The sequence below is a fragment of the Chryseolinea serpens genome, assembly GCF_900129725.1.
GTDB lineage: Bacteria > Bacteroidota > Bacteroidia > Cytophagales > Cyclobacteriaceae > Chryseolinea > Chryseolinea serpens.
Genome location: NZ_FQWQ01000002.1, coordinates 1,231,210 through 1,254,604, shown reverse-complemented (window position 1 = coordinate 1,254,604; position 23,395 = coordinate 1,231,210). Strand labels below are relative to the sequence as shown.

The window sequence follows — 23,395 nt, the reverse complement described above, 5'->3', positions numbered from 1 at the left end:
TCCTTTGTATGGATTATGGAATTATCAGTAGTAGTCACACTGTACAATGAGGAGGAGAATATTCAGCCCCTGCTGAAAGCCATCAACAGCGCCCTCGTCAAATACAAATATGAGGTCATCCTGGTCGACGACGGCTCAACGGATCGCACCGTGGCCGAAGTGAAACAGCATGCCGACCATCGTGTAAAGCTCGTTATACTGAACAATAACTATGGTCAAACCGCCGCCATGGCGTCGGGCATTGCCACGGCAACCGGCGATTACATCGTGACCATGGACGGCGATCTGCAAAACGATCCCACGGATATCCCGTTCATGCTGGAAAAGTTGAAAGCCGAGCATTGGGACATCGTTGCCGGCAACCGCAAGAACCGGAAGGATGGTGCACTGTTGCGCAAAATTCCCAGCAAGATTGCCAACCGGCTCATCCGGAACCTGACCGGCGTGACCATCCGTGACTACGGCTGCACACTGAAAGTTTTCCGGAAGGAAACCGCCAAGCACCTCGGCCTGTATGGCGAACTGCATCGTTTTATCCCCATCCTGGCCGTCATGGAAGGAGGCCGGATCGTCGATGTGGATGTGAAGCATCACGCCCGCCAGTTCGGCACATCCAAGTATGGATTAGGCCGGACGTTTAAGGTCATGAGCGATCTGCTGCTCATGGTGTTCTTTAAAAAATACTTCCGTCGGCCGATCCACTTTTTCGGCCCGCTGGGCATCGTGTGTTTCATGCTGGGTTCGGCAATAAGCCTGTACCTGCTTGTTCTTAAAATTCTGGGGAACGACATTTGGGGAAGGCCCATCCTGATCCTGGGCATCACCCTCATCTTGGCGGGCATCCAGTTCCTGACGTTTGGATTGATCGCCGAGCTGATCATGCGTGTCTATTATGAATCGCAGCACAAAACAACCTATACCATCCGCGAAATTTTCACCAAATCCGAAGCGTTTGAACTGGAAACTGCTCATTAAGGTCCTGCTCACAGGCCTGGCAGTCTACCTGGTTTCCACACGCATTGATTTCCCGGCCCTGGGGGTGTGGATCGCGGCTGTACCGGTGCCGCTCATTCTCGTTTCTTTTCTGTTGTTCAATCTTTCCAAGATTGTCGGCGCGCTGCGATTGAACTTGTTTTTTCGCGCCGAAAACATGCGGCTCACCACGCTGCAGAACTTGTTGCTCTACTATAAGGGCATGTTCTACAATCTTTTTCTGCCCGGCGGCATTGGTGGCGATGGCTACAAGATCTACCTCATCAGCAACACGCTGGGCAATTCCTGGCGCTATGTGTTCAAGGCCGTGATGTGGGATCGCGTGAGCGGGGCCGTGGCCATTCTTTTTCTGTCGGCTGTATTGATGTTGCTCGTGCCGGTGACGTATGCCTACAGCTTTGTGTTGTGGCCCACGGTGGCTACCGCGATATTGGTGTTCCCGGTATTCTACCTCATCACGCGGTGGATCTCGCCGTCGTATGGGGCGATCACGATTTCCGGCAATCTATTGGCCATCCTTATTCAACTGCTGCAAGCTGCGGTGGCGCTCATCATTTTTCGCGGGCTGGAAATCGCCCCTGCCCAAATGGGCGAATATATGGTGGTGTTTTTTATTTCTTCCCTGGCCTCGATCTTGCCCATCACGGTAGGCGGTGTCGGCATACGGGAACTGGTCTTTTTGACGGCCGCCCGGTATACGGCCATTGAGCCCAACAAGGCCGTGGCTTTTTCCCTCATTTTCTTTGCCTTGAATGCCATCAGTGCATTGGCCGGTGCTTTTATTACCGTGAACCTGCAAAAGCCCCAACCCAAATCGGAGGTGGTGTCGTGAAATTTCCGGAATTGTACGAAGACACGTTGACGAAGAACAAGCAGAAGCTAGTGCTTGAACATTTTTTCGTTGAACGTATGATGATGACCCGTGCGGACGCGGATGTGTAAATTCTTGTCCATCCAGGGAGCATACTTGCGATGAGCAAATACGGAATAGATCAGAAGGGCCGTTACCGTTCCCAGGATCGCGCCTACCGTGACATCGACCAGGAAATGCTGGAGCAAGTACATCCGCGAATACCCGACGAGTAACCCAATGATCAGCAACAATACCGACACATTTTTGCGGCCGCTCAACAACGAAAAGAAGACAACAACGCCAAAGATGGTGGCCGTGTGCCCCGAAGGAAAAGAGTGATGCGAATGAACCTCAACGCCAGGCACGAAGTAAAGCAAGGAATTATCGATGTGCGTGATCGGCCTGCCGGCGTCGGCATAGATCAGTCGCTTTAAAACGGAAGTGATAATGGCCAGCAAGACGGCCAGTGACGTCGCCGCCAAGGCATCGTAGAACCGGACAAAAAGCAGGATGATGATGATCGGCACAAAAACTGCGCCATCGCCTAAATAGGTAATGACCCGGAAGAGGTTGTCCTGGAATTCGGTGTGGGTGCTATTGACCAGCAGGATGTCTTGTGTCTTCGGGATCAGTATGGAGAACAGCACCAGGGTGCCGATAACCACACCGTACAGGTACGATAGAAATTGAATATGTTTCTGATGGGGTAGGGGCAATCCCATGTCAATTCGTTTTTATAACACAAAGTTATTTCGCGACGAAGAAATGCGTTCAAACTTAAGGTCATGCTATTATTAAGAATTTCATCGCCGTGTTATGATTTTGATAACGAAATCCGAATGTTCCTTGTTCACGTCTTGCCCTCTTTTTTAGAGGAGACGTTGTAAAATTTCTATAGTGAAGCCTGTGACAGATTGGCAAAGAACCAGCGAAAACTGTAGACGGCTTCGTCTAATCGTCCGACCCAGCCTTGCCGCTTTGAGAAGAGCGAACATCGTTAAAATGCATGTCCATAATATCTTCTTAATGCGTCGATAATCTTCAATCGATTTCGAACTTTTTAACAAATACACAACGATTACCCTACTAGCCGGACAACAAAGCGGAGGACTGTTCCAGGCTTCTGATCTTCATTTAAACCGGCCGATGTCAAAATGGCGTATAGCCCGGGTGATGAGCGGTAATGCAGGAATAACAAAAAGATTCCCTGGGGAAAGCTTCCGGCCTCCTGTATAAAGTTTACAGTGTGGCCCTATCGTATTTTCCACATTCGTGGACCAACCCATATCCACCCGTGTTCCGACCATCCCAAACCGACCTTTTTTCGACCGACCTCATCCAAACCAGAAACAAACGCATCCGGAAAAAGATCAGAACGTGGGGCTATGTCGTATGCGTGGTGGTCTCTTCCTGCATGGGCGGCGACGAGCGCATCCCCTCGGATGGGGCAAAGACCAAGCTTCCTATTTCGCAAGGAGCGGAAGGCGCATGGGAAATGTTGGGCTACCACCCCGGCGACACGGTGCCCGACATCACGTTGTATTCCGGGGAAGGGCAACCTTTTCACCTCTATGCCGAACTCCAAAAGGGAAAGCCGGTCATGATCATCAACGGTAGCTATACGTGCGACATCAGCCGGGGAAATCTTCCTTCCATCAACGCGCTCAGTGAACGCATTGGTAAGAATATGGAAGTGGTCATGGTCTACACGATCGACGCCCATCCCAATGATATGATGAGTCCCTACTCGCCGGACAGCGACATCTGGATACCCCCCAACAACATTCGCGACAGCGTCTCGGCGCAGCAGCCAAAGACGTACGGAGAGCGCGTTGAACTATCGAAAACCTGGATAAAGGAAAATCAGATCCACGTGCCGGTCGTGATCGACAAACCCGACAATGAATACTGGATGGAATTTGGTCAGGCTCCCAACATGTGCTACATCATCGATGCCGATGGCGTAGTGGAATACCGGCAGACGTGGTACGATGAAAAAAAGCTGGAAGAAAAGATCCGGCACATCACCGAGTAGAGACTACATCCGCTTTTTTTCCACCGCAGGAACAACGCCCATATTGTACCAGGCAAACGTGTATTGATCGGCAACCGTCTCAATGGCTTTCGAGAGATTGGAGGCGCCGTGTCCTGATTTGGTGTTCACGCGGATCAACACGGGATTGGATCCGGCCTGCGAGGCCTGGAGGGTAGCGGCAAACTTGAACGAATGCGCGGGCACTACGCGGTCATCGTGGTCGGCCGTTGTCACCAGTGTTGCCGGGTATGCGGTGCCCGTCTTCAGGGCGTGGACCGGCGAATAGCGTTTCAGGTATTCGAACATCTCTTTCGAGTCCTGCGCTGTGCCATAGTCATAGGCCCATCCGGCGCCAGCCGTAAACACATGGTAACGCAGCATATCCATCACGCCCACATCGGGAAGGGCAACCTTGGCCAGGTCGGGTCGCTGTGTCATGGTGGCGCCCACGAGCAAGCCGCCGTTCGATCCGCCGGAAAGCGCGAGATAGTTACTGGAGGTATAATTTTGTTGGAAGAGGTATTCGGCGGCTGCAATGAAGTCGTCAAATACATTTTGTTTTTTTTGCTTGGTGCCGGCGAGGTGCCATTTCTCTCCATATTCGCCGCCACCCCTTAGATTGGGTTGGGCGAACACACCGCCATTCTCCAGCCAGACGATACGCGACGTATTGAAGTTTGGCGTAAGGCTCACGTCGAACCCGCCGTATCCATACAAAAGGGTGGGATTCTTGCCGTTCAATACCAATCCTTTCTTGTGTACAATAAACATGGGCACTTTCGTCCCGTCTTTGCTGGTGTAAAAGATCTGCTTGGTTTCATACCCGTCCGGGTCAAATTCTACTTTGGGTCTTTCGTATACCGTCGACGTACCGGAAGCGATATTGAATTTGAAGATCGTGGGCGGGTAGGTAAAGGATGTGAACGTATAATACACATCGCTGTCTTTTATTTTTCCATCGAAGCCGCTGGCCGTGCCGATGCCCGGCAGTACAACGTCGCGCCCGGGTTTGCCGTGGTAGTCGAATTGCCGGATGAGTGTGCTGGCATCTTTCAGATAATTGACAAAAAGTTTTTTGCCGGCGATGCTGACGCCCTGTATAACATTTTCAGTTTCCGGAATGATGTCCTTCCAATGGGCTGACGTAGGATGGGCAAAGTCCACTTCCACTACGCGGTTGTTGGGTGCCTTCAAATTGGTGCGGAGGATGAGGCGCGCGCCGTCGTTGTCCACCACGGTGTGATTATTGTCGAAGTTGTCGGCCAGGGCCACCAGTTTGCCGTGGGGATCGTGCAGGTCCTGCACATATAATTCGTTGCCCGTGGTGCTGTTGGCCGCGTTCACGACGAGGAAGCGTTCGTCTTCCGTGAGACCCGCGAAAATATATCGGCGCGGTGTTTTCTCGCCGCCAAAGATCAGCACATCCTCGCTTTGTGGCGTGCCGAGCTTGTGATAGAATAATTTATGGTGCTGCGTCTTCGATGACATTTCACTGCCCACCGGTTTGTCATAGCTGCTATAGTAGAAACCTTCATTTCCTTTCCAGGAGATGCCGGTAAACTTCAGATCCACCAAAGTATCTTCCACCACCGATTTGTCTTTCGTGCGGATCACGATCGCCTTGCGCCAGTCCGAACCACCTTCCGACAACAGGTAGGCCGCCAGGCTTCCATCTTTCGTGAACGACAATCCCGCAAGCGAGGTGGTGCCATCGTGCGAAAACGTGTTCGGGTCCAGAAATACCTCGGGTGTCCCATGCTCTTCGGCCTTCCGGTAGAGCACGCTTTGATTTTGAAGGCCCGCGTTCTTGTAGAAATAATAATAATCCCCCTCCCGCGAAGGGGCGCCGAGGCGTTCGTAATTATAAAGTTCTTTCAGACGTTCCTTGATGGTCTCACGATAGGGGATTTTTTCAAGGTATCCAAACGTGATTTCATTTTGATCCTTTACCCAATCGGCGGTCGCTTGCGCCGTGTCGTCTTCCAGCCAGCGATAGGGATCGCTCACGGATTCGCCAAAGTAGTTATCGACGGTGTCCGTCTTTTTTGTTTCGGGATAAGTCATGTGGATCGCAGCTTCTTTCTTTTGCGAACATGCCATAACAAATCCTGTGATGCAAGCGATAAGATAAAGTTTCTGAAGTTTCATAAGGGCCAGGTGTTTCCCGAAATTTAAAAGCAAACAACAAAGACGCCAATAGGAGATATAATTTTACCTGACTCCTGCATTCTGACTCTTGGATTCTGACTCCTGCATTCTGGCTCCTGGATTCTGGCTCCTGACTCCCGCTATTTCTCCACTTTCTCCTCCAACACCTGAATCTCTGTCCGTTCCCGCTTGAGATCCATGCGGATCAATCCGAAGAGACTCATATAGATGTTCGCCACCCAAACCAACGAGAATCCGGCCAACAAATACCCACGCCAGTCCTGGAGCAGCAGCGTGTAGTCGGTGAGAAACAGAAAAGCGACGGTGACGTAATGACTGAAACAGTATTCGCAGGTGAACAGGTAAAAGAATTTTCTTTCCCCGAGCGAGCGCCCCTCCTGGCTTCTCCGGAGGCAATATTCCCGGGGTTCACGGAACACTTCTTCGTGGGTAACGGTCCATGCCACGCAGGCAATGGGGATGGCCAGCACAAAGAGCCAAACGATTTGGAGTTGGATAGTCATAGACCCTCTAACAACAAACTCGCCGATTGGTTAGGGACTTTTCGCGGCTTCCCCGCAATAAGTGTCCCCGCTAAACCGAGTAGTAAAAAAGAAACATGAGGATGACCTACCGTTTTGGAAGGGCCTTCTGCTGGGTGAGCCGGTAGAGGAGGACGGCCGTGCGCTTGCTTTGCATGGCCACGGTGCGGGGGTCGGCGATCTCGTGGATGGTGTGTCCGCCGGCACTGCCCAACCCAAGCCCATCGATCGCCATGTCGACATAGCCCGAAGTGAACGAGATGTCGGCTGCTCCGGCATCGCGGGGTTTGTTGGCGGTGACGGGCCCATAGCCCAGGTCTTTGCTCACCTGGTCGAAATATTTTAGCAGTTCATAATTGCCGGGTGAAGGGGCGAGGGGCGGATAGCCTTCGTCGAAGGTGATCTCGGCTTGTGTTTGGGGAAGGTGATGTGCAACGATGCCCTTCATAATTTCCTGCGCCTTGCTGAGTTGTTCCGGGGAGATGGCGCGGATGTCGCCCGTGACGATGACGTCCTTGGCAACGATGTTTTCCTTGCCAAAAGCGGAACCACCGTTCTTGTCGCCGTTGTGTTCCACGGTCGAGCCGCCCAGGATCACGCCGGGGTTGAACGTGAGGTCGGGTTCTTTGGAGAGGTCGTTATAAAAACTGTTGAGGATGCGGCTGGCCTCATAAATGGCGCCGGCGCCGATTTTGTCTGTGAAGATCTGCGAAGAATGCGAAGGAACGCCCGTCACCTTCAGGATCCAGCCCGAAGCGCTGCGGCGCGAAATGTTGGCGGTCTCCGTAAGGCCGTCGCCATCTTCGAAGCCGATGGCGATGTCGGCTTCCTTGGCGGCCTCGATGAGATCGTACTTGGATTTCGACAGCGGGTCGCCGCTCATCTCTTCGTCGCCGGTCATCACCACCAGGATGTTCATGTCTTTCAAAAGCCCCGCATCGTTCAGGGCTTGCAGGGTTTGGATGATCACCACATCGCCGCCCTTCATATCGCCTACGCCGGGGCCATGCACCACCGAATCATTCTCTACGGTATATTTTTGAAACGGGCTCGACAATTCAAATACCGTATCGAGGTGGCCAATGAGCAGGATAGTTTTTCCTTTACCGGAGTGGCGGGCCACCAGGTGGCCGGCGCGATTGAAGGGGGTGCCGTCAACCCATTGGGTTTTGAATCCGAGGGCGTCCAGCTTGGTGCGAAAGACCTGCCCCACTTTGCGCACGCCGTCAAAATTCATGGTGCCGCTGTTGATGTTCACCACCTCTTCCAGGAGCTTCAACGCTTCGCCCTGGTGTGCATCCACGTAGGCGGCGAGTTTCTTTTCGGTTTTGGAGAGCTGGGCTTGCGCGGTCACGACCACACCAAGAAAGAAAATGAAAAATCCGGCTGTGCGGAGAAGAACAAACGATAACGAAGTTGATTTGGGGTGAGCGATGGTCGGCATGGCGGTTAGGGGTAGTATGATCAATGGTGTCCAAATTAAGCATCTCCAGACGATTTACAAATACAATGGCGGCGCAGCGGATGCTGCGGCCGACCGGCTTTTCCTTTTGACATCATCAAAAAAATAAAAAAAGCGTTGCGCGTAAAATGGCTGAAAAGTATATTTATGTAGTCAACTACCTAATTTGAATATCCCGAAAGAACATATGCCATCCTCACCCGAATTTCTCCTCCGTCCCGCCACCCAGGCCGACGTGCAAAGCATGCTGGACATTTTCAATGACGCCATCATCAACACCACCGCCGTGTACTACTACGAGCCCAACACGCTCGACATGCGCCAGGCCTGGTACGACGACAAAGTGAAAAATGACATCCCCGTGCTCATTGCCGAAGTGAACGGCCGGGTGGCGGGCTTCGCTTCCTATGGCGAATTCAGAACGCGGCCCGCTTATAAATACACCGTAGAACATTCCGTTTACGTCCATCCCGATTTCAGAAAACGCGGCATCGCGCGCCAATTGCTGGAAGCGCTCATCGCCATCGCCAAACAAAAAGAGATCCACTTGCTGGTGGCCGGCATCGATGGAGAGAACGCCGTCAGCATTCACCTGCACGAACAGCTCGGCTTCGAACCTGCGGGCCACATCCGCCAGGTAGCCTATAAATTTGGACGGTGGCTGGACCTTGTGTTCATGCAGTTGACCCTGGAGGGCCCGCCACATCCCAACGAACTGACGCCATGAGCAACCTCATCAACGAACTCGGCGAACTCGCCTTGTCCACGCGCCTGATGCGCCTCAGCGAAGGTATGCGCAAAGACGTGACCCGCATCTACAACGAGCACGGCATCGACTTTGAATCCAAGTGGTTCCCCGTATTGTATGTCCTGTCGAAACGATCGCCCCTCAGCGTACTGGAACTGGCCAATGAGATTGGCTATACCCACCCCTCCGTGATCGCACTGGTCAAAGAGATGGAAAAAAAGAAGCTTGTCAAATCCGTGCCGGGCAAAGACGATGGGAGAAAGCGCATGCTTCACCTCACACAAAAAGCCCTGGACATGGTAGAGGAGTTGGAGCCGCTTTGGCATGTTATGCGCTTGGCATCAAAACAAGTCTATAATAATGGAAGCAGCCTGCTGAAAGCGGTGGAGGATGCGGAGGCGGCGTTGGAAGAGGAGGGGTATTATGAGCGGTATAAGAAGGCTGAGTTAGGAGCCAGAAGCCAGGAGCCGGGAGCCGGAATTCAGAAAATGGGGGGCAGGGGTCGGGCATCAGGGGGGAAACCCAAAGGGGGGGTAAAAAAGAAAAAATAATTTTTTTGTATCCTTTTTAAAGGGGATTGGTATTTAAGGTGTTCTGAATCTGTTTTCCTTTTTTGGAAAGCATTTTTTTGGATGATTTTATACTAAAATGTAGAACAAATTGAAAAAATGGCTATATTTCCTCTACAATCTAGTAACATAAAAGATGATAGAGACACGATTGGGAGAATTTGAAGAGGTTATCCTGCTGTTGGTAGGCATTCTGGGAGAGGAGGCCTATGCGTTCAACATTGCCGAGGAATTTGAGTCACAAGCCGGGCGACCGGTGTCGATCGGTGCTGTGCATTCGACGCTGACGCGCTTGGAGGAGAAAGGATTCCTGACCTCGCAGATGGGAGAATCCACGGCGGAAAGAGGCGGGCGGCGAAAACGCATCTACACGATCACCGCCTACGGACGCAAGACGCTTAGCGCAGCACGCGATTTCCGGATAGCGTTGTGGAAACAGTTTCCCGGGTTTGCAACAAGCAAGCTCTCATGATGGTCTTTCGCATACATGGAGAATAAAAAACATACACCGCCCCGCCTCGCCCGGCGTTTCCTTTTGACTTTTCTTCGTCACGACCTGGCGGAAGAAGTGCAGGGGGACCTTGACGAGAAATTCCTGTCCATGCTTCGGAAGACGACGCCTGCGCGTGCGAAGCTGCAATATTGGTACCAGGTGCTACAGTATCTACGGCCGTTTGCCATCCGTAAATCGACATCATCATCAAATCACTACGCTATGTTTAGAAATTATTTCAAGATCGGATGGCGCAATCTCGCCAAACAAAAGATGTACTCCTTTGTGAAGATCGGTGGTTTTGCACTTGGTATTGCAGCGTGTTTGCTCATCGCCTTGTTCATCCGCGACGAGTTGAGCTACGATCAGTTCTATGCCGACGGCAATCGGATCTACCGGGTCGTGGAAGTGTATACGGATCATGGTGAGACCGAGCGAGGTGTTTGGATGGAAGCGCCTTTTGCCGCTGCGGTCAAGACTGACTATCCGGAGATCGAGAAGGCCGGCCGGTATAATCCCGTAGAACTTTTCGGCGCAGGGAGCAACCAAATCCGACCCGACAACGGGATGGACAATACCTATGAGGAGGGATTTGTGTTTGCCGATCAGGAATTCCTGGAAATCCTGAAAGTGCCTATGGTGTACGGCAATCTCGCGCACTGTCTAGACCAACCCAACAGCATGGTCATCACCAAAAGCAAAGCCGACAAATATTTTCCGGGAGAAAATCCGGTGGGCCAGTTAATGGTGGTAAACGACGATGCAAAACAACCTTATAAGATCGGTGGTGTCATCGAGGATTTTCCGGCCAATTCGCAATTTGATTTTCATTTTATCATCACCATGAAAGAACGCGAGTTTTGGCAAGGTGAATCAAATTATTGGGGTGCCAGCAACTATCCCACGTACTTGTTGTTGCGCCCCGGCACGGACGTGAAACAACTGGAAAAGAAACTCCTCCGGGTCACCGAGAAATATTTGCTACCCCTATGGATAGAACAAGGTCGCTCCAACGCAAAACAAATGGCCAAAGATATGCAGTATGAATTGCAACCCATCGCCAACGTCCATCTGCGCAATGCAGGGATTGAAGATCCCGTGCCATCGCATGGCGACATACGTTTCGTGTGGTTGTTCGGCGTGGTCGCCGCTTTCATCTTGATCATTGCCTGCATCAATTTTATCAACCTGTCCACCGCCAAGTCGGCCAACCGCGCCAAAGAGGTAGGGCTTCGCAAAACCGTAGGGTCTTTCCGCAGCAACATCATTAACCAGTTTCTGATCGAATCGCTGCTGTTCAGTTTTCTTTCGTTCACATTGGGATTGCTCCTGGCGTGGTTGTTCCTGCCTTATTTTAATGTGCTGGCGTCTAAGTCGCTCTCCTTTCCGTGGAACGAGTGGTGGTTGGCGCCGGTCATGCTCGGTTCGTGCGTGTTGATCGGTCTGCTGGCAGGATTGTATCCATCCTTCTATCTGTCGTCGTTCAAACCTATCCAGGTGTTGAAGGGCAATGTCAGCCGGGGCAGCAAGAATGCCACGACACGCAGTGTGTTGGTCGTCTTTCAATTTACGACGTCCATCATCCTCATCATTTCTACGTTTGTTATTTACCGGCAAGTGCATTACATACTGACGAAGGATGCCGGCTTCGATAAGGAACAAGTGTTGCTCCTCCAGGGCACCAACACGTTGGGCGATAAATTGAAAACCTTAAAGGATGAACTCTTGCAATTAGCGGATGTGAAAAGTGTCAGCGTTAGCGATTACCTTCCTATCAACGGTACAAAGCGGAACGGCAACGGATTTTGGCTGGAAGGCAGAAACACGATCGACAAATCGATCGGTGGCCAGTTCTGGCAAGTGGATCACGACTATGTGAAGACCATGGGCTTAAGACTGGCCGCCGGCCGTGACTTTTCCCGCGACATGGCCTCGGATTCTTCGGCGGTCATCATCAATCAAAAAATGGCCAAGGAACTTGGCCTGACCGACCCGGTCGGAAAGCGCATGATGAATTGGCAAGTCTATACCATCATCGGCGTGGTGGAGGATTTCAATTTCGACAGCTTCCGTTCGGATATAAGTCCGCTGGTGTTAAAGTTGGGAACCAGCCCCAAGATCGTCTCCGTGAAGCTGAATGCAAAAGACGTGACCACAACCCTTGCCTCTATCGAAACGATTTGGAAGCGCGTCGTCCCCCATCAAGCCATCCGCTATTCATTTCTCGACGAAAGGTTCAATCGCATGTATGATGATGTACAACGCATGGGCCACATCTTCACTACATTTGCCGTGCTGGCCATCATCGTCGCTTGCCTGGGATTGTTTGCGCTCTCGGCGTTTATGATCGAGCAGCGCGGAAAGGAGATCAGCATCCGGTTGGTCTTGGGGGCTTCGATGGAAAATATATTCCGGTTGCTCACCTTCAATTTCGTTAAGCTGGTCCTCATCTCGATCGTCATCGCGGCGCCGGTGGCGTGGTATATGATGGACAAATGGCTGCAGGACTTTTCTTATAAAACGGAGTTGAGCTGGGATGTCTTTGCATTGGGCGGGGTGATGGCGGTAGTGATCGCGTTGATCACCATCAGCTACCAGGCCATCCGCGCCGGCCTGGCCAACCCCGCGGCGAGCTTGCGGTCGGAATAGGTTGGACCATGATCGTTTTCGCACAGCGCTTGATTATATGCGAACACGATCCCCGCCACGCAATCGTTTTTAAGGTATATCAGGCTGCATTTCAGGCATGGCATAGGATTGGTATGCCGGGTAGGGTACGTCGTGTTTTAAAACGTAAACTGTAAATGCCATGATCAGAAATTACCTCGCCGTTGCCCTGCGCAACCTCCGGAAGAACAAAGGATATTCCGCCATCAACATCGGGGGCCTGGCCGCGGGGATGACGGTGGCGATGCTCATCGGGCTGTGGGTGTTCGACGAGTTGTCGTTCAATACCTATCACGACAACTACCCCCGCATCGTACAGATCATGAAAGGCGGCGTCTATGAGGGCAAAAGCTACGGAGGCCAACGCCATCTTCCACACCCGCTGATCGAACAGCTAAAGACCCACTACAGCAGTAATTTCAAACACATCGTCCCTTTCTGGGGCGGCGACTATGTTTTGTCTTTTGGAGAAAAGATCATCTCGCAAAGTGGCGCCTATACCGGGGAGGGGATGCCCGACATGCTGACGTTGCACATGCTGGCGGGCACGCGCTCGGGACTCCAGGATCCGCATTCGATTTTATTATCAGCCTCCACGGCAAAAGCCTTGTTTGGAGAAACCGATAACGCCTTGAACAAGATCATCCAGGTCAACAGTAAGATCGATGTGAAAGTCACGGGGGTTTATGAGGACCTTCCGTACAACACGCAATTTAATTTTCTGAAAGTGGTGATGCCCTGGGCGCTCAACGAGATCAACAACCCGTGGATGAAGGAGCAGAGCTGGGCAAACCATTTTCTGTTCATCTATGCGGAGATCGCTCCGAACACGACGCTGGCCCAGGTAAATGAGAGTATTCGTGAAGCCGAGATCACCGCCATCCGCAACATTCCGGCCATGCAACCCGAATTGGCGTACAGCCCAGCGATCATGATCCATCCTATGTCTGACTGGCATTTGTACTCCAGCTTCAAGCAGGGTATACTCGAGAACGGGCCCATCCAGTCGGTGCGCATCATCGGCATGATCGGGGGCTTTGTGCTGCTGTTGGCCTGCATCAATTTTATGAACCTGAGCACGGCGCGCTCCGAAAAACGAGCCAAAGAAGTGGGCATACGAAAATCCATTGGGTCCATCCGGAGCCAACTGATCTGGCAGTTCTATTGCGAGTCGTTCCTGGTGGTGGGCCTCGCTTTCCTGCTGAGTCTCGTGGCGATCGCGGTGGCACTGCCAGGGTTCAACGACCTCACGTCAAAAGAAATGCAAATGCCCTGGACAAACCTTTGGTTTTGGGTGAGCTGTATTTGCTTTTGCGTCGTCACGGGCGTGTTGGCCGGAAGTTATCCAGCCCTTTATCTTTCGTCTTTCAATGCCATCCGTGCGCTGAAGGGCACTTTCCGGATGGGCAAACTGGCCTCATTGCCCCGCAAAGTATTGGTGGTAATGCAGTTTGCGGTCTCGGTGTCGCTCATCATTGGAACGATCATTATTTATCAACAGGTGATGTATGCTAAAGACCGCCCGACCGGCTACGACCGTGAGGGATTGGTGATGGTGCAACGCAAAACCGATGAATTCTTCAGCCAGGCCCAGGCGCTTCGAAACGAGTTGTTGAAAACTGGCGTGGTGAAAGAATTCGCCGAGTCCGGTGGACAGCTAACGGAATCATGGTCGGGCAACGGCGGTTTCGACTGGCAAGGCAAGGACCCGGCTCTTGATGCAAACTTCGCCACACTCTCCGTCTCGCATACTTTCGGCCGTGCCGTAGGATGGCAATTCGTCGACGGCCGCGATTTTTCCGAGGAGTACGCATCCGACTCCAGCGGATTTGTGCTGAACGAGGCGGCGGTCAAATACATGAATATAAAAAATCCGGTAAACCAGATCATGCACTGGAAAAATGATGCGTATAGTGTGGACCGCGACTACAGAATATTGGGTGTGATCAAAGACATGGTCATGGAATCACCTTTCGAACCGGTGCGACCCACCATTTATTTTGTGCAGGGCTGGCACGGCTGGTTCGTGATGAAGATCGATCCGAATGTCAGCATCAGCCAGGCCATGCCCAAGATCGAAGCCGTGTTCAAAAAAATAATCCCGTCCGTGCCGTTCGATTATAAATTCACGGATCAACAATTTGCCTTGAAGTTTGCCTCGGAAGAACGCGTGGGGAAGCTGGCGTCCGTATTTTCCGTGCTCGCCATTTTCATCAGCTGTCTCGGCCTTTTTGGGTTGGCTTCTTTCGTGGCGGAACAACGCACCAAAGAAATTGGGATCCGCAAGGTCGTTGGCGCATCCGTATTCAACCTCTGGCAAATGCTGTCGAAAGATTTTGTGGTGCTCACCGTGGTGGCCTGTGCGGTGGCCATTCCCATCGCTTATTATGCGCTGGATGGCTGGTTGCAAAACTATGCCTACAGGATCAGTATTTCCGGTTGGGTGTTCCTCTACGTGGGGTTGGGTGCCGTGTTGCTCACGCTGATCACGGTGAGTTTCCAATCGGTGAAAGCGGCGTTGATGAACCCGGTAAACAGCTTGCGGTCGGAGTAGCAGCGTGTTGCTGCTTCTGGCCAACCCACGCTTGCGCCGAAGCTTCAGCGTAGGCTAGCGCTTGATATCGTTCAGCACAAAAGGAATGTGGATCTCCACCGGATTTCCCGACGTGCCCACCCACGGGCCCATGATACTCATGGCTTCCTGGATCTTTCCCCTGAGGTATTTCAGATTCAATACCGTGTGGTCTATCCGTTGCAGTTTCCCCGAGGGATTGGTCGACACGATGTAGGGCAGGGATGGCGTCTGGGGATGGTATTCCATTTTATCCACAAAAAGCACATCGATCGCCTTCACGGCATTGGCCTCGACAGCAACGCTCACCTGGAAATTGTAGTTGGTGTAGGTGTCCATCATCACTGCAGGGATGGTCATGTATTCCACAAAATAATCGTTGGCCAGCAAAAAGCCACCCAGCGGTTGCACGTCGGCGCGCGGTGTACGGTCGGGGTAGTAGAGGATGACGAACTCTTCGCTTTGATCGTCGTGGAGCATGGTGTTGTTCTTGTAATAGGGAGCTAGCGTTTCGGGCGCCATGGATTTCTGATCAAAGTTGTACTCCATCAACACCTTCTTGCCGAACTTGTCATAGATGGTCCAAACGCCCACGGGCGTTCCGTTTTTATAGCTCCCGGTCTTGATCACTTTGGTTTTTGCATTGAAGTATTGCCAGCTTCCTTCCGGGTTTCCGTTCACAAAGCGCGCCACCAGTTTGGGCGTTCCATCGGAGTGAAAGAGTTCGTAGGCGCCATTCAATTTTCCATCGGTGTATTCGATCTGGCCGATGATGACACCCCGCTTGCTTTTGCTGATCCACGCGCCGTCCTTCAAGCCGTTCTTGAAATGACCTGATTCAATCACCACCTCGTTGCAAATCCACTCATAGGGGCCGTCCGGTCTTTTGGGCTCGGTGGTGGAGTAGGTGATCTTTTCCTCACAATTGCAATGCGGATATTTCAGGACCGTCTGCGCTTGAGAAAGCGCGACGATCAGCATATTGAACAAAGTAACGAAGACGATTTTTTTCATAGGTCCGTGTAAAAATCAATACGGGATGTTGGCGCAAAATACGAGTTTATCGACAAATGAGCGATGTTTTTTACCCGGGATGTGACCTCGCCGGAGTGCTCGCACGCACCAGCAGGCATCGTTTCCGGCCATATTTCAAAATAAATAATGTGGAATTATTTCAATTCAGTATTTTACCTTTCGATATAGCCCCACCCCCAGATGCTCAAACATTATTGGAATACCGCCCTCCGGAATCTTATCCGCCACAAGCGTTTCACGATCATCAATATGATCGGCCTGTCCATCAGTATGGCCGTGTTCCTGGCGTTGACGAACTATGTGGGCTATCAACTGAGCTACGATAAATTTTATCCGGGTGGCGATCGTATTTACCGCGTCGACTATTTCGAGTACCAGCAAGGGCAACCCGTATTGCAAAGCGCCCGCACGCACGACCGCACGGCCCTGCTGATGCATGCCTACGCACCCCAGGTGGAGGCCGTAACGCGGGTGTACAATGAGAAGGCCTATATCTTCACGGAAGACGTGCGCATCGTGGATCAGAACATGCTATACGTCGACAGCTCGTTCCTGAAAGTGTTCCCGCTAAAGCTCATCAGCGGCTCGGTGGATCAATCGCTGACGCCGCCCAGTTCGGTGATGATCTCTAAATCGCAAGCCCACGTCTACTTCGGCGACGCCGACCCGATGGGAAAGATCCTGTACTTCAACGAGCGCCTGCCCTTCACGGTGACCGGCGTGTTTGAAGATATCCCTGCCAACACCTCCCTGGAATTTGACTTTCTCCTCTCGTGGTCGACCATGCCCTACTACGGATGGATCTCGCGCGACGGCGACTTCAATGCACCGTGGACCTTTACCTATGTGAAGCTGAAAGACCACGTGACCGACATCGCTGCCATTGACCGCGAGTTGACAGACATGGCCAACAAACACATCACGACATTGGAGAAACGGGGGCATACGGCGCGGTATGCTCTGAGTCCCTATGAGGACCTGCACACCTCGGCCGGTGCGTTGTCGGGCGAGGCCAAACCGGCCATCAGCAAAACGATTTTGTTTGCGTTGATCTCGCTGGCGATCTTCATTGTGGTGGCGGCGTGGATAAACTATGTGAATCTGTCGCTGGCCCGCTCGCTGGAGCGCGCAGACGAGATCGGCGTGCGCAAAGTGTTCGGGGCGTCGCGGTCGGCGATCAGCGGGCAATTCCTGTTGGAGGCAGTCGTGCTTTCCAGTGTCACCTTTGGTTTGGGGGCGGGGCTCTACCTTCTGTTTACGGGGCCGTTTGCCAACCTGCTCTTTACCAACATTGCCTTCCGCCCAACCCAACCCGCCACGTGGGCGCTATACTTTGCGGGTTTTGTGACCGGCACGACGCTCATCGCGTTTTATCCGGCCCTTTTCATTTCGCGCTACAAGCCGGCCCTCATCCTCAAGAACAAGCTCAGCATCGGCCGGGGCAAAGCCGGCGTGTTGCAGCATAGTCTTATGGTGTTCCAGCTTTTCCTGGCGGTGGCCATCATTGGCATCACACTGATTGCGGGACGGCAGCTCACCTTTATGCGTAACTTTGACTCGGGCTTCAACACCAGCCACACCATCACCCTGCGCGCACCGGCCTCCACCAACTCTGACTCGCTGCGGCGTTCGCGCTACCGCTCGTTCCGTAATGACGTGATGCAGCATTCCGCTTTCCGGTCGGGCACGGCATCCATGAACATCCCCGGACAGGAGATCCGGTTTCACGATGAGGACATTCACGCCGTGGGATCTTCCAATATTAAAAAGCAATCGTACTGGGTCATGTGGATCGACGAAGGTTACCAGGAAACTTTCGGCCTCACCTTGCTTGGAGGGCGCAACTTTCTCGAACGGGAACCGGGCCTCACGTGCATGATCAACGAGACGGCCGCACGCGCACTGGGCTACGAGAACCCGACCGATGCAGTGAACACCACGATCATGAACGCTGCCCACGACAAGGCAACCGTTGTCGGTGTCTGGAAAGACTATCATCACGAATCGGTGCACAAACCCGTCGATCCCATTGTGTTCTATCATCGCCACCCGAACGAGTATGGCTATTACACATTCTATGTCCAGTCGCGTCAAGGCGATTATCTCCAGAATCTGCAGACGTTGTGGCATAAACATTATCCGAACGACCCGTTCATTTATTATTTCATGGATCGTTTTTTTGGAGAGCAATTCCAGGCCGACGAGCTTTTCGCGCGCTTGTTAAATCTTTTTAGTATTATCTCTATCGCTGTGGCGAGCCTGGGGCTGTTCGGCATGGCGTCGCTGGCGATGGTGAAACGGACAAAGGAGATCGGCGTGCGCAAAGTGTTGGGCGCCTCGGTGTGGAATATCCTGGTCATGCTTTCGAAGACCTATGTCAGGCTGATCATCATCAGTTGTGTGTTGGCCTTTCCGTTGGCGTATTATTTGACGCGCCAATGGCTGCAAACTTTTGCCTATAAGATCGATGTCCAGGTTTGGATGATCGTGTTGCCGGGAGTGATCGTGCTGGTAGCGACCCTGGCCACCATTGCCGGGCAATCGATTCAGGCCGCGATGGCCAATCCCGCGAAGAGTCTGAAAGATCAATAAATAAAAAAGAACCGGCAAGGGATGCCGGTTCTGATGTCGTGTTGATAATTGATTAGCGGAAAATTATTTCGACGCCGCCATCATCGTTTCTCTCCGGCGATAGAAGTAATAGGAAGTAAATCCGAGGGCGACAAAGATGAACATGAACGCCGCGCCTGCTTCGCCAATCGCGAATGCCGAATAGGTTGCACCGATCAGGTCGAACATCAGTCCGGCATAGGCCCATTCCTTCAGTCGTGGAAAGCGGGGAATGAGGATGGTGATGGCGCCCACAAATTTCGCTACCCCAAGAAAGGGAATGATATAGGTGGGATACCCCAATTTTGTTTTTATCAATTCCACAGCATCGGGCGCAGTGACGATATTGGAGAAAGATGAAAAGATCATCAGGGCGGCGAAGAACCCGGTGAAGATCCAATACAGGATGTTAATTTTTTTCATGACGTTTTAAGGTTTTGGATGTAGTTGTTAAGAAAGTTAAGCATTAGATTTTTTTTCAAAATAAAGGAGCCAGTGGTTGCCGAATTTGTCGGTGAGATCACCAAACACGGCGCCCCAAAACGTGTCTTCCAGGGGATGCGTTGGCACGCCATCGGTCGCGAGACGTGAATAATAGGTGCGGGCCTGTTCTTCGCTGTTGCAGCGGAGCATCATGGAAATGGAATTTCCATGCGAAAGCCCCGTCTCCGGAACCATGTCGGAGCCCATCAGCACCAGGGTGTCGTTGGTGAGCGTGGAGTTGAGCACATAGTGTTTCATATGCGACGGCATGAATGCGGCCAGGGGTGATTCCCCTACCGTCTGTAACACCAACTCACCCCCCAGGCACTCCTTGTAGAAGGTCATCGCCTCGAGGCAATTGCCGGAAAATGTGAGATAGGAACTGATGCTGGCCATATTTTTCGATGTTTGGATCAGGTCTGGTTTGATGACACAAAGTTGGGGCGTCACAGGGGGAATGAAAAGGGGGGATTCCGTCAATTGAAAGGTTGATTCCGACACGATTGATTTAGGGACGAACATTGTTTTATATTTACTATCATGAAACACATATCCATTCTCGTACCGCGCGGCCATACCAGCCTGGTGAACATTGAAGGGAGTCACCAGATCTTCTCGGAGCTGAATGTTTTTCTGAACGAGCTCGGCAGAGCGCCCATGTTCACCGTGCAGTTGGTCGGCATTGAAAAAGGAACCAGCCAGCGCAACGGTCTTTTCACGATCGCGCCCCATGTACTGATCCGCGATGTAAAAAAGACCGACCTCATCGTCATCCCCTCCGTGCACGGCGACCAGAAGCAAGCCATGGAGATGAACGCCGAATTTATTCCCTGGATAAAATCGCAATACGCACAAGGCGCATCCGTGGCAAGCTTATGCCTGGGCGCATTCTTTCTGGCTTCCACAGGCCTACTCGACGACAAGCCTTGCGCCACCCATTGGAAGATGGCCTCCGCATTCCGACAAATGTTCCCGCAGGTGAACCTGATGGACAATAAGATCATCACCGAAAAAGATCGCATCTACACCAGCGGTGGAGCCTATTCATACCTCAACCTGATCCTGTACCTCGTGGAAAGAATGGCCGGCCGCGACATCGCTGTGCTCGCCTCGAAATCCTACGCGATCGACATCGACCGTCAAAGCCAATCGCCGTTCATCATTTTTGAAGGACAGAAGTCACACCAGGACGAGCCCATCAAACAAGTGCAGGCCTTTATTGAAGGCAACTACCAGGATCGCATCACGGTCGATAAACTTTCTCACCAATTTGCCTTGGGCAGAAGAAGCTTCGAGCGCCGGTTCAAAAAAGCCACGGGCAATACCGTGATGGAATATATCCAACGCATCAAGATCGAAGCGGCAAAACGTGATTTTGAAACGAGTGGCAAAAACATCAACGAAGTGATCTACGATGTCGGCTACACCGACACAAAAGCGTTCCGTACCATTTTCAAAAAAATTACGGGGCTAACCCCGGTTGAGTACAGGAATAAATACAATAAGCTGGAGGTCACAGTGTGATCTCGTTTAGATCTGTGTTACCATCATCCTTAAGCAAAGGCTATGAACATCATTCCTTCAATGCGATGCCGGGACGTGGCGCGATCAGTGGCCTTCTATACAACCGTGCTCGACTTCAAGCACCATGGAACGTGGCCCGAAACCGGATCGCCGTCCTTTGGTATTGTCAGCCGGGAGGGTGCCGAGTTGCACCTGTCCAGTCATTCCGGCGACGGTACCTTTGGCAATGTGGCCTCCGTCCTGGTTCACGACATCGATCATCTTTTTCAGCAGTATGTAGCGCGCGGGTTGAACACGACCTCAAAGATGGATTCACCGGTTCATCAGGGTCCGACGGATCAAACCTGGGGAACGCGCGAATTCTATGTGGATGATCCCGATGGGAACACGCTACGGTTTGTCCAACGCCCCGCTTAGCTTTCCGGGATCGTCACCACAAACACCGTTCCTTTGGCCAACGCGCTGGTGACGGTGATCTCCCCTCCCAACAGTTGCGTCAGCTCTTTGGCGATCGATAGTCCCAGCCCGGTCGAGCCTTCGCCACCGGTGGGTTTATTGGAGAGCTTTTGGAATTTTCCGAAGAGATAGGGAAGGTCTTCTTCCGGGATGCCCGGTCCTTCGTCCGTGACGGTGAAGCGAAAGCCATCGCTATTTTTTTCGACATGCAATTGTACGACCCGGTGGCGCGGCGAAAATTTGATAGCATTGGAGAGAAGATTTTCCAATATGCGCGACAACGCGTCGGCGTCGGTATAGAGCAGACCCGGCATGATCACCGCCTTGAAATCGATGTGCTTCAGCCGGGCCTGGTGCGAAAATTCATTCTCCAGTTTGGCCATGAGCTTGCCCACCTCCACCGGCTGTTTCGCGATGGGCGTGGCCCCGCGTTCGATGCGGTTGATGTCGAGCAGGTTCAGGATGAGGCGCAGCATGTCGTGACAGGCGTCCTCCATGTAGTTGAGGTATTCCCGGTCTTTTTCCACGCGACCGGACTCTTCCAGTTTCATCAACTCGATGAGCCGGAGGATGCCCGACAAGGGTGCCTTCAGGTCATGCGACGCAATGCCGAGGAAATGATCTTTCGCCGCATTGGCTTCCACGAGTTGCTTGGTGCGCTCCTGCACTTTTTCTTCCAGGGCCTCGTTGGCGCGATTTAAAGTCTCGACGAGATTCTTGATGTTCCGTTGCCGTTCGATCAACGCGACCAGGGCCACCAGCGATGTGAGACCGATGAGGGAGAAAGCAAAGAAGCGTACGCTGTCCTCCATGCTCATGTTCTTTTCCAGCGTCTCGTTTTGGCGGGCCAGCAGCAGACGCTCCCGGCGTACGAGGTCCTCCACCAAAACACGCAACGAGTCCATGTGGGTCTGTCCGGTCTTGATGTTCAGGCGATGTGCGGCGCTGTCTTTGCCGTGGGCATTAAAGATGCGGATGCCACTGTCCAGGTCTTGCGAGCGCCGCTGGATCCCCTGCAGGATTTCTCCCTCCAGAAAACGGGTTTGCTCCTCGTTGTCGTTGATCAGTTTTTTTAAGGTGTTGGTTTCGGTTGAGATCCCATCCTGGGCCTGTCGATAGGGCGTTAAGAAAATACTGTCACCGGAAAGAATATAGCCCCGTTGCGCCGACTCCATGTCGTGAATAAGCGACAGCAGCTTCGTGGCCGACTCGATGGAACGGTAGCGCCGGATCACGGTCTGTGTCGACTCCTCTTTTTCAACCGTGTTATAGTGCGTGATGTAAGCACTCACGATCACCAACAAAATGGAGAGCACGAGTAAGACATAGATGCCGGTGGCCTGTAACCGGTTGGGTTTTATCTTCATGCGAGGGGTTCCCGATTTGGCGTCTAAAATAGGGAAAATATACGCCGGAAACGGCAAGCCGGGCGCTCTGCCCTATAAACGGTCAATATGAAAATTTGCTGGTGCTGTGACTTTGTCCCCGGTGAGTCATCTAAAGGGAAACAAGTCGCCGGACCAAATCCATACGGCCCGGAAAATGGTAGACAGGTTTTGCAGGATTAGGTAGGGTAGAGCCACTCAGGGATGAGTGGCTTTTTTTTTGAGGATGATCTATTTCCTGAAAAAAGCCGCGATGGAATTGAAAAGCCCCTGGTCTTCGCTGATGGTGACAAAGAAGGACGCGGGCACGTTATAGAGGGCAACATCTTTCAACATCCCGATGAACCACTGCGAGCGATCTCTTCGCGTGGTGGGGATTTCTGAATGCTGGAAGGATGGCAGCACGGCCAGCGGTTGACCGGCCGCGATATATTCCTTGATCACATCGTTGGGAAAAATGAGGGAGGGCAGGACCAGGATGTGCGGTAGATCCCGGTTCACGAAATCACGAAACGTGGGCAGGAATTCGCCCTTTAAAAAATTCCGTTCCGATCGCACAGGTTTAAGCCGGAGCTGGAGCAGTTGGAAATTCTTTACGTAAAAGCCTTGCGCATCGGCCAGCGAATGATAGACCTCCTCCAGCGATTCCCCCGTAGATTCCGTCACGGTGGTGAACAGCGACAAACGACCCTTTAGCCGGCGCGCCAGTTCGGCCGACCAGGCATAGCCCATGCGAAAATCATGATCGATCCGGAAAGGATAGAGAATGGTCTTGGTCATACTGCCATTTTTCTTTAGAGCGCGAAAAGCGGGAAAGTCA

The 23,395-nt window shown here is 52.3% G+C and carries 20 protein-coding genes; 11 read left to right on the top strand and 9 right to left on the bottom strand.

All coding sequences use genetic code 11. The features are described 5' to 3' along the window. Positions 1-15: 15 nt before the first annotated feature. Both BUB30_RS19235 and BUB30_RS19230 read left to right on the top strand, forming a co-directional pair. Positions 16-975: a glycosyltransferase family 2 protein gene (locus tag BUB30_RS19235; protein ID WP_073137016.1), complete on the top strand. Its 960-nt coding sequence runs from the start codon at positions 16-18 to the stop codon at positions 973-975. After that, on the top strand, positions 953-1,825 hold the full coding sequence (locus tag BUB30_RS19230) for a lysylphosphatidylglycerol synthase transmembrane domain-containing protein (RefSeq protein WP_178377149.1): 873 nt from the start codon (positions 953-955) through the stop codon (positions 1,823-1,825). Before BUB30_RS19235 ends, BUB30_RS19230 begins: the two co-directional genes overlap by 23 nt. A 47-nt stretch (positions 1,826-1,872) precedes the next feature. On the opposite strand, the gene BUB30_RS19225 is transcribed toward BUB30_RS19230, so the two are convergent. Continuing rightward, complete coding sequence (locus tag BUB30_RS19225; RefSeq protein ID WP_073137012.1) at positions 1,873-2,568, bottom strand: phosphatase PAP2 family protein; 696 nt, start codon at positions 2,566-2,568, stop codon at positions 1,873-1,875. A gap of 572 nt (positions 2,569-3,140) precedes the next feature. Between BUB30_RS19225 and BUB30_RS19220 the strand changes: the two genes are divergently transcribed. Then, positions 3,141-3,881: a TlpA family protein disulfide reductase gene (locus tag BUB30_RS19220; RefSeq protein ID WP_073137010.1), complete on the top strand. Its 741-nt coding sequence runs from the start codon at positions 3,141-3,143 to the stop codon at positions 3,879-3,881. Between the two features lie 3 nt (positions 3,882-3,884). Here BUB30_RS19220 and BUB30_RS19215 read toward each other — a convergent pair whose 3' ends face one another. The 3 genes from BUB30_RS19215 to BUB30_RS19205 all read right to left on the bottom strand — a co-directional run bounded on the left by BUB30_RS19215 (position 3,885) and on the right by BUB30_RS19205 (position 8,039). Beyond that, entirely contained in the window at positions 3,885-6,029 is a 2,145-nt protein-coding gene (locus BUB30_RS19215) for a prolyl oligopeptidase family serine peptidase (protein WP_073137009.1), read from the bottom strand. 140 nt (positions 6,030-6,169) lie between these two features. Next, positions 6,170-6,553, bottom strand: coding sequence for a hypothetical protein (locus BUB30_RS19210; protein WP_073137007.1), 384 nt, complete (start codon positions 6,551-6,553; stop codon positions 6,170-6,172). A gap of 106 nt (positions 6,554-6,659) precedes the next feature. Continuing rightward, positions 6,660-8,039 carry a M20/M25/M40 family metallo-hydrolase gene (locus BUB30_RS19205; RefSeq protein WP_245804129.1) on the bottom strand — a complete coding sequence of 460 codons (1,380 nt, stop codon included), beginning with the start codon at positions 8,037-8,039 and terminating at the stop codon, positions 6,660-6,662. 181 nt (positions 8,040-8,220) lie between these two features. On the opposite strand from BUB30_RS19205, the gene BUB30_RS19200 reads away from it, so the two are divergent. The 5 genes from BUB30_RS19200 (at position 8,221) to BUB30_RS19180 (ending at position 15,064) form a co-directional block, all read left to right on the top strand. Then, a complete protein-coding gene (locus BUB30_RS19200) occupies positions 8,221-8,760 on the top strand; it encodes a GNAT family N-acetyltransferase (RefSeq protein WP_073137005.1) in 540 nt (179 codons plus the stop codon). Further along, positions 8,757-9,332 carry a MarR family winged helix-turn-helix transcriptional regulator gene (locus BUB30_RS19195; protein ID WP_073137003.1) on the top strand — a complete coding sequence of 192 codons (576 nt, stop codon included), beginning with the start codon at positions 8,757-8,759 and terminating at the stop codon, positions 9,330-9,332. Before BUB30_RS19200 ends, BUB30_RS19195 begins: the two co-directional genes overlap by 4 nt. Before the next feature lie 154 nt (positions 9,333-9,486). Beyond that, a complete protein-coding gene (locus tag BUB30_RS19190; protein WP_073137001.1) occupies positions 9,487-9,822 on the top strand; it encodes a PadR family transcriptional regulator in 336 nt (111 codons plus the stop codon). Between the two features lie 15 nt (positions 9,823-9,837). Beyond that, positions 9,838-12,492 carry an ABC transporter permease gene (locus BUB30_RS19185; RefSeq protein WP_221408741.1) on the top strand — a complete coding sequence of 885 codons (2,655 nt, stop codon included), beginning with the start codon at positions 9,838-9,840 and terminating at the stop codon, positions 12,490-12,492. Between the two features lie 160 nt (positions 12,493-12,652). Then, a complete protein-coding gene (locus BUB30_RS19180; RefSeq protein ID WP_073137000.1) occupies positions 12,653-15,064 on the top strand; it encodes an ABC transporter permease in 2,412 nt (803 codons plus the stop codon). A 54-nt stretch (positions 15,065-15,118) separates the two neighbouring features. On the opposite strand, the gene BUB30_RS19175 is transcribed toward BUB30_RS19180, so the two are convergent. Continuing rightward, positions 15,119-16,096, bottom strand: coding sequence for a toxin-antitoxin system YwqK family antitoxin (locus tag BUB30_RS19175; RefSeq protein WP_073136997.1), 978 nt, complete (start codon positions 16,094-16,096; stop codon positions 15,119-15,121). Between the two features lie 201 nt (positions 16,097-16,297). On the opposite strand from BUB30_RS19175, the gene BUB30_RS19170 reads away from it, so the two are divergent. Next, positions 16,298-18,709 carry an ABC transporter permease gene (locus BUB30_RS19170; protein ID WP_073136995.1) on the top strand — a complete coding sequence of 804 codons (2,412 nt, stop codon included), beginning with the start codon at positions 16,298-16,300 and terminating at the stop codon, positions 18,707-18,709. 63 nt (positions 18,710-18,772) lie between these two features. On the opposite strand, the gene BUB30_RS19165 is transcribed toward BUB30_RS19170, so the two are convergent. Together BUB30_RS19165 and BUB30_RS19160 are read right to left on the bottom strand one after the other, a co-directional pair. Beyond that, positions 18,773-19,150, bottom strand: a complete 378-nt coding sequence (locus BUB30_RS19165) for a DoxX family protein (protein ID WP_073136993.1) — start codon at positions 19,148-19,150, stop codon at positions 18,773-18,775. A 36-nt stretch (positions 19,151-19,186) separates the two neighbouring features. Then, positions 19,187-19,606: a VOC family protein gene (locus BUB30_RS19160; RefSeq protein ID WP_073137433.1), complete on the bottom strand. Its 420-nt coding sequence runs from the start codon at positions 19,604-19,606 to the stop codon at positions 19,187-19,189. A 144-nt stretch (positions 19,607-19,750) separates the two neighbouring features. On the opposite strand from BUB30_RS19160, the gene BUB30_RS19155 reads away from it, so the two are divergent. Both BUB30_RS19155 and BUB30_RS19150 read left to right on the top strand, forming a co-directional pair. Then, positions 19,751-20,734, top strand: coding sequence for a GlxA family transcriptional regulator (locus BUB30_RS19155; protein WP_073136991.1), 984 nt, complete (start codon positions 19,751-19,753; stop codon positions 20,732-20,734). 42 nt (positions 20,735-20,776) lie between these two features. Further along, on the top strand, positions 20,777-21,151 hold the full coding sequence (locus BUB30_RS19150; RefSeq protein WP_073136989.1) for a bleomycin resistance protein: 375 nt from the start codon (positions 20,777-20,779) through the stop codon (positions 21,149-21,151). Here BUB30_RS19150 and BUB30_RS19145 read toward each other — a convergent pair. After that, positions 21,148-22,557: a sensor histidine kinase gene (locus BUB30_RS19145; RefSeq protein WP_073136987.1), complete on the bottom strand. Its 1,410-nt coding sequence runs from the start codon at positions 22,555-22,557 to the stop codon at positions 21,148-21,150. The two genes, BUB30_RS19150 and BUB30_RS19145, sit on opposite strands and share 4 nt — an antisense overlap. Before the next feature lie 249 nt (positions 22,558-22,806). Beyond that, positions 22,807-23,355, bottom strand: coding sequence for a hypothetical protein (locus BUB30_RS19140; RefSeq protein ID WP_073136985.1), 549 nt, complete (start codon positions 23,353-23,355; stop codon positions 22,807-22,809). Between the last annotated feature and the right edge of the window lie 40 nt (positions 23,356-23,395).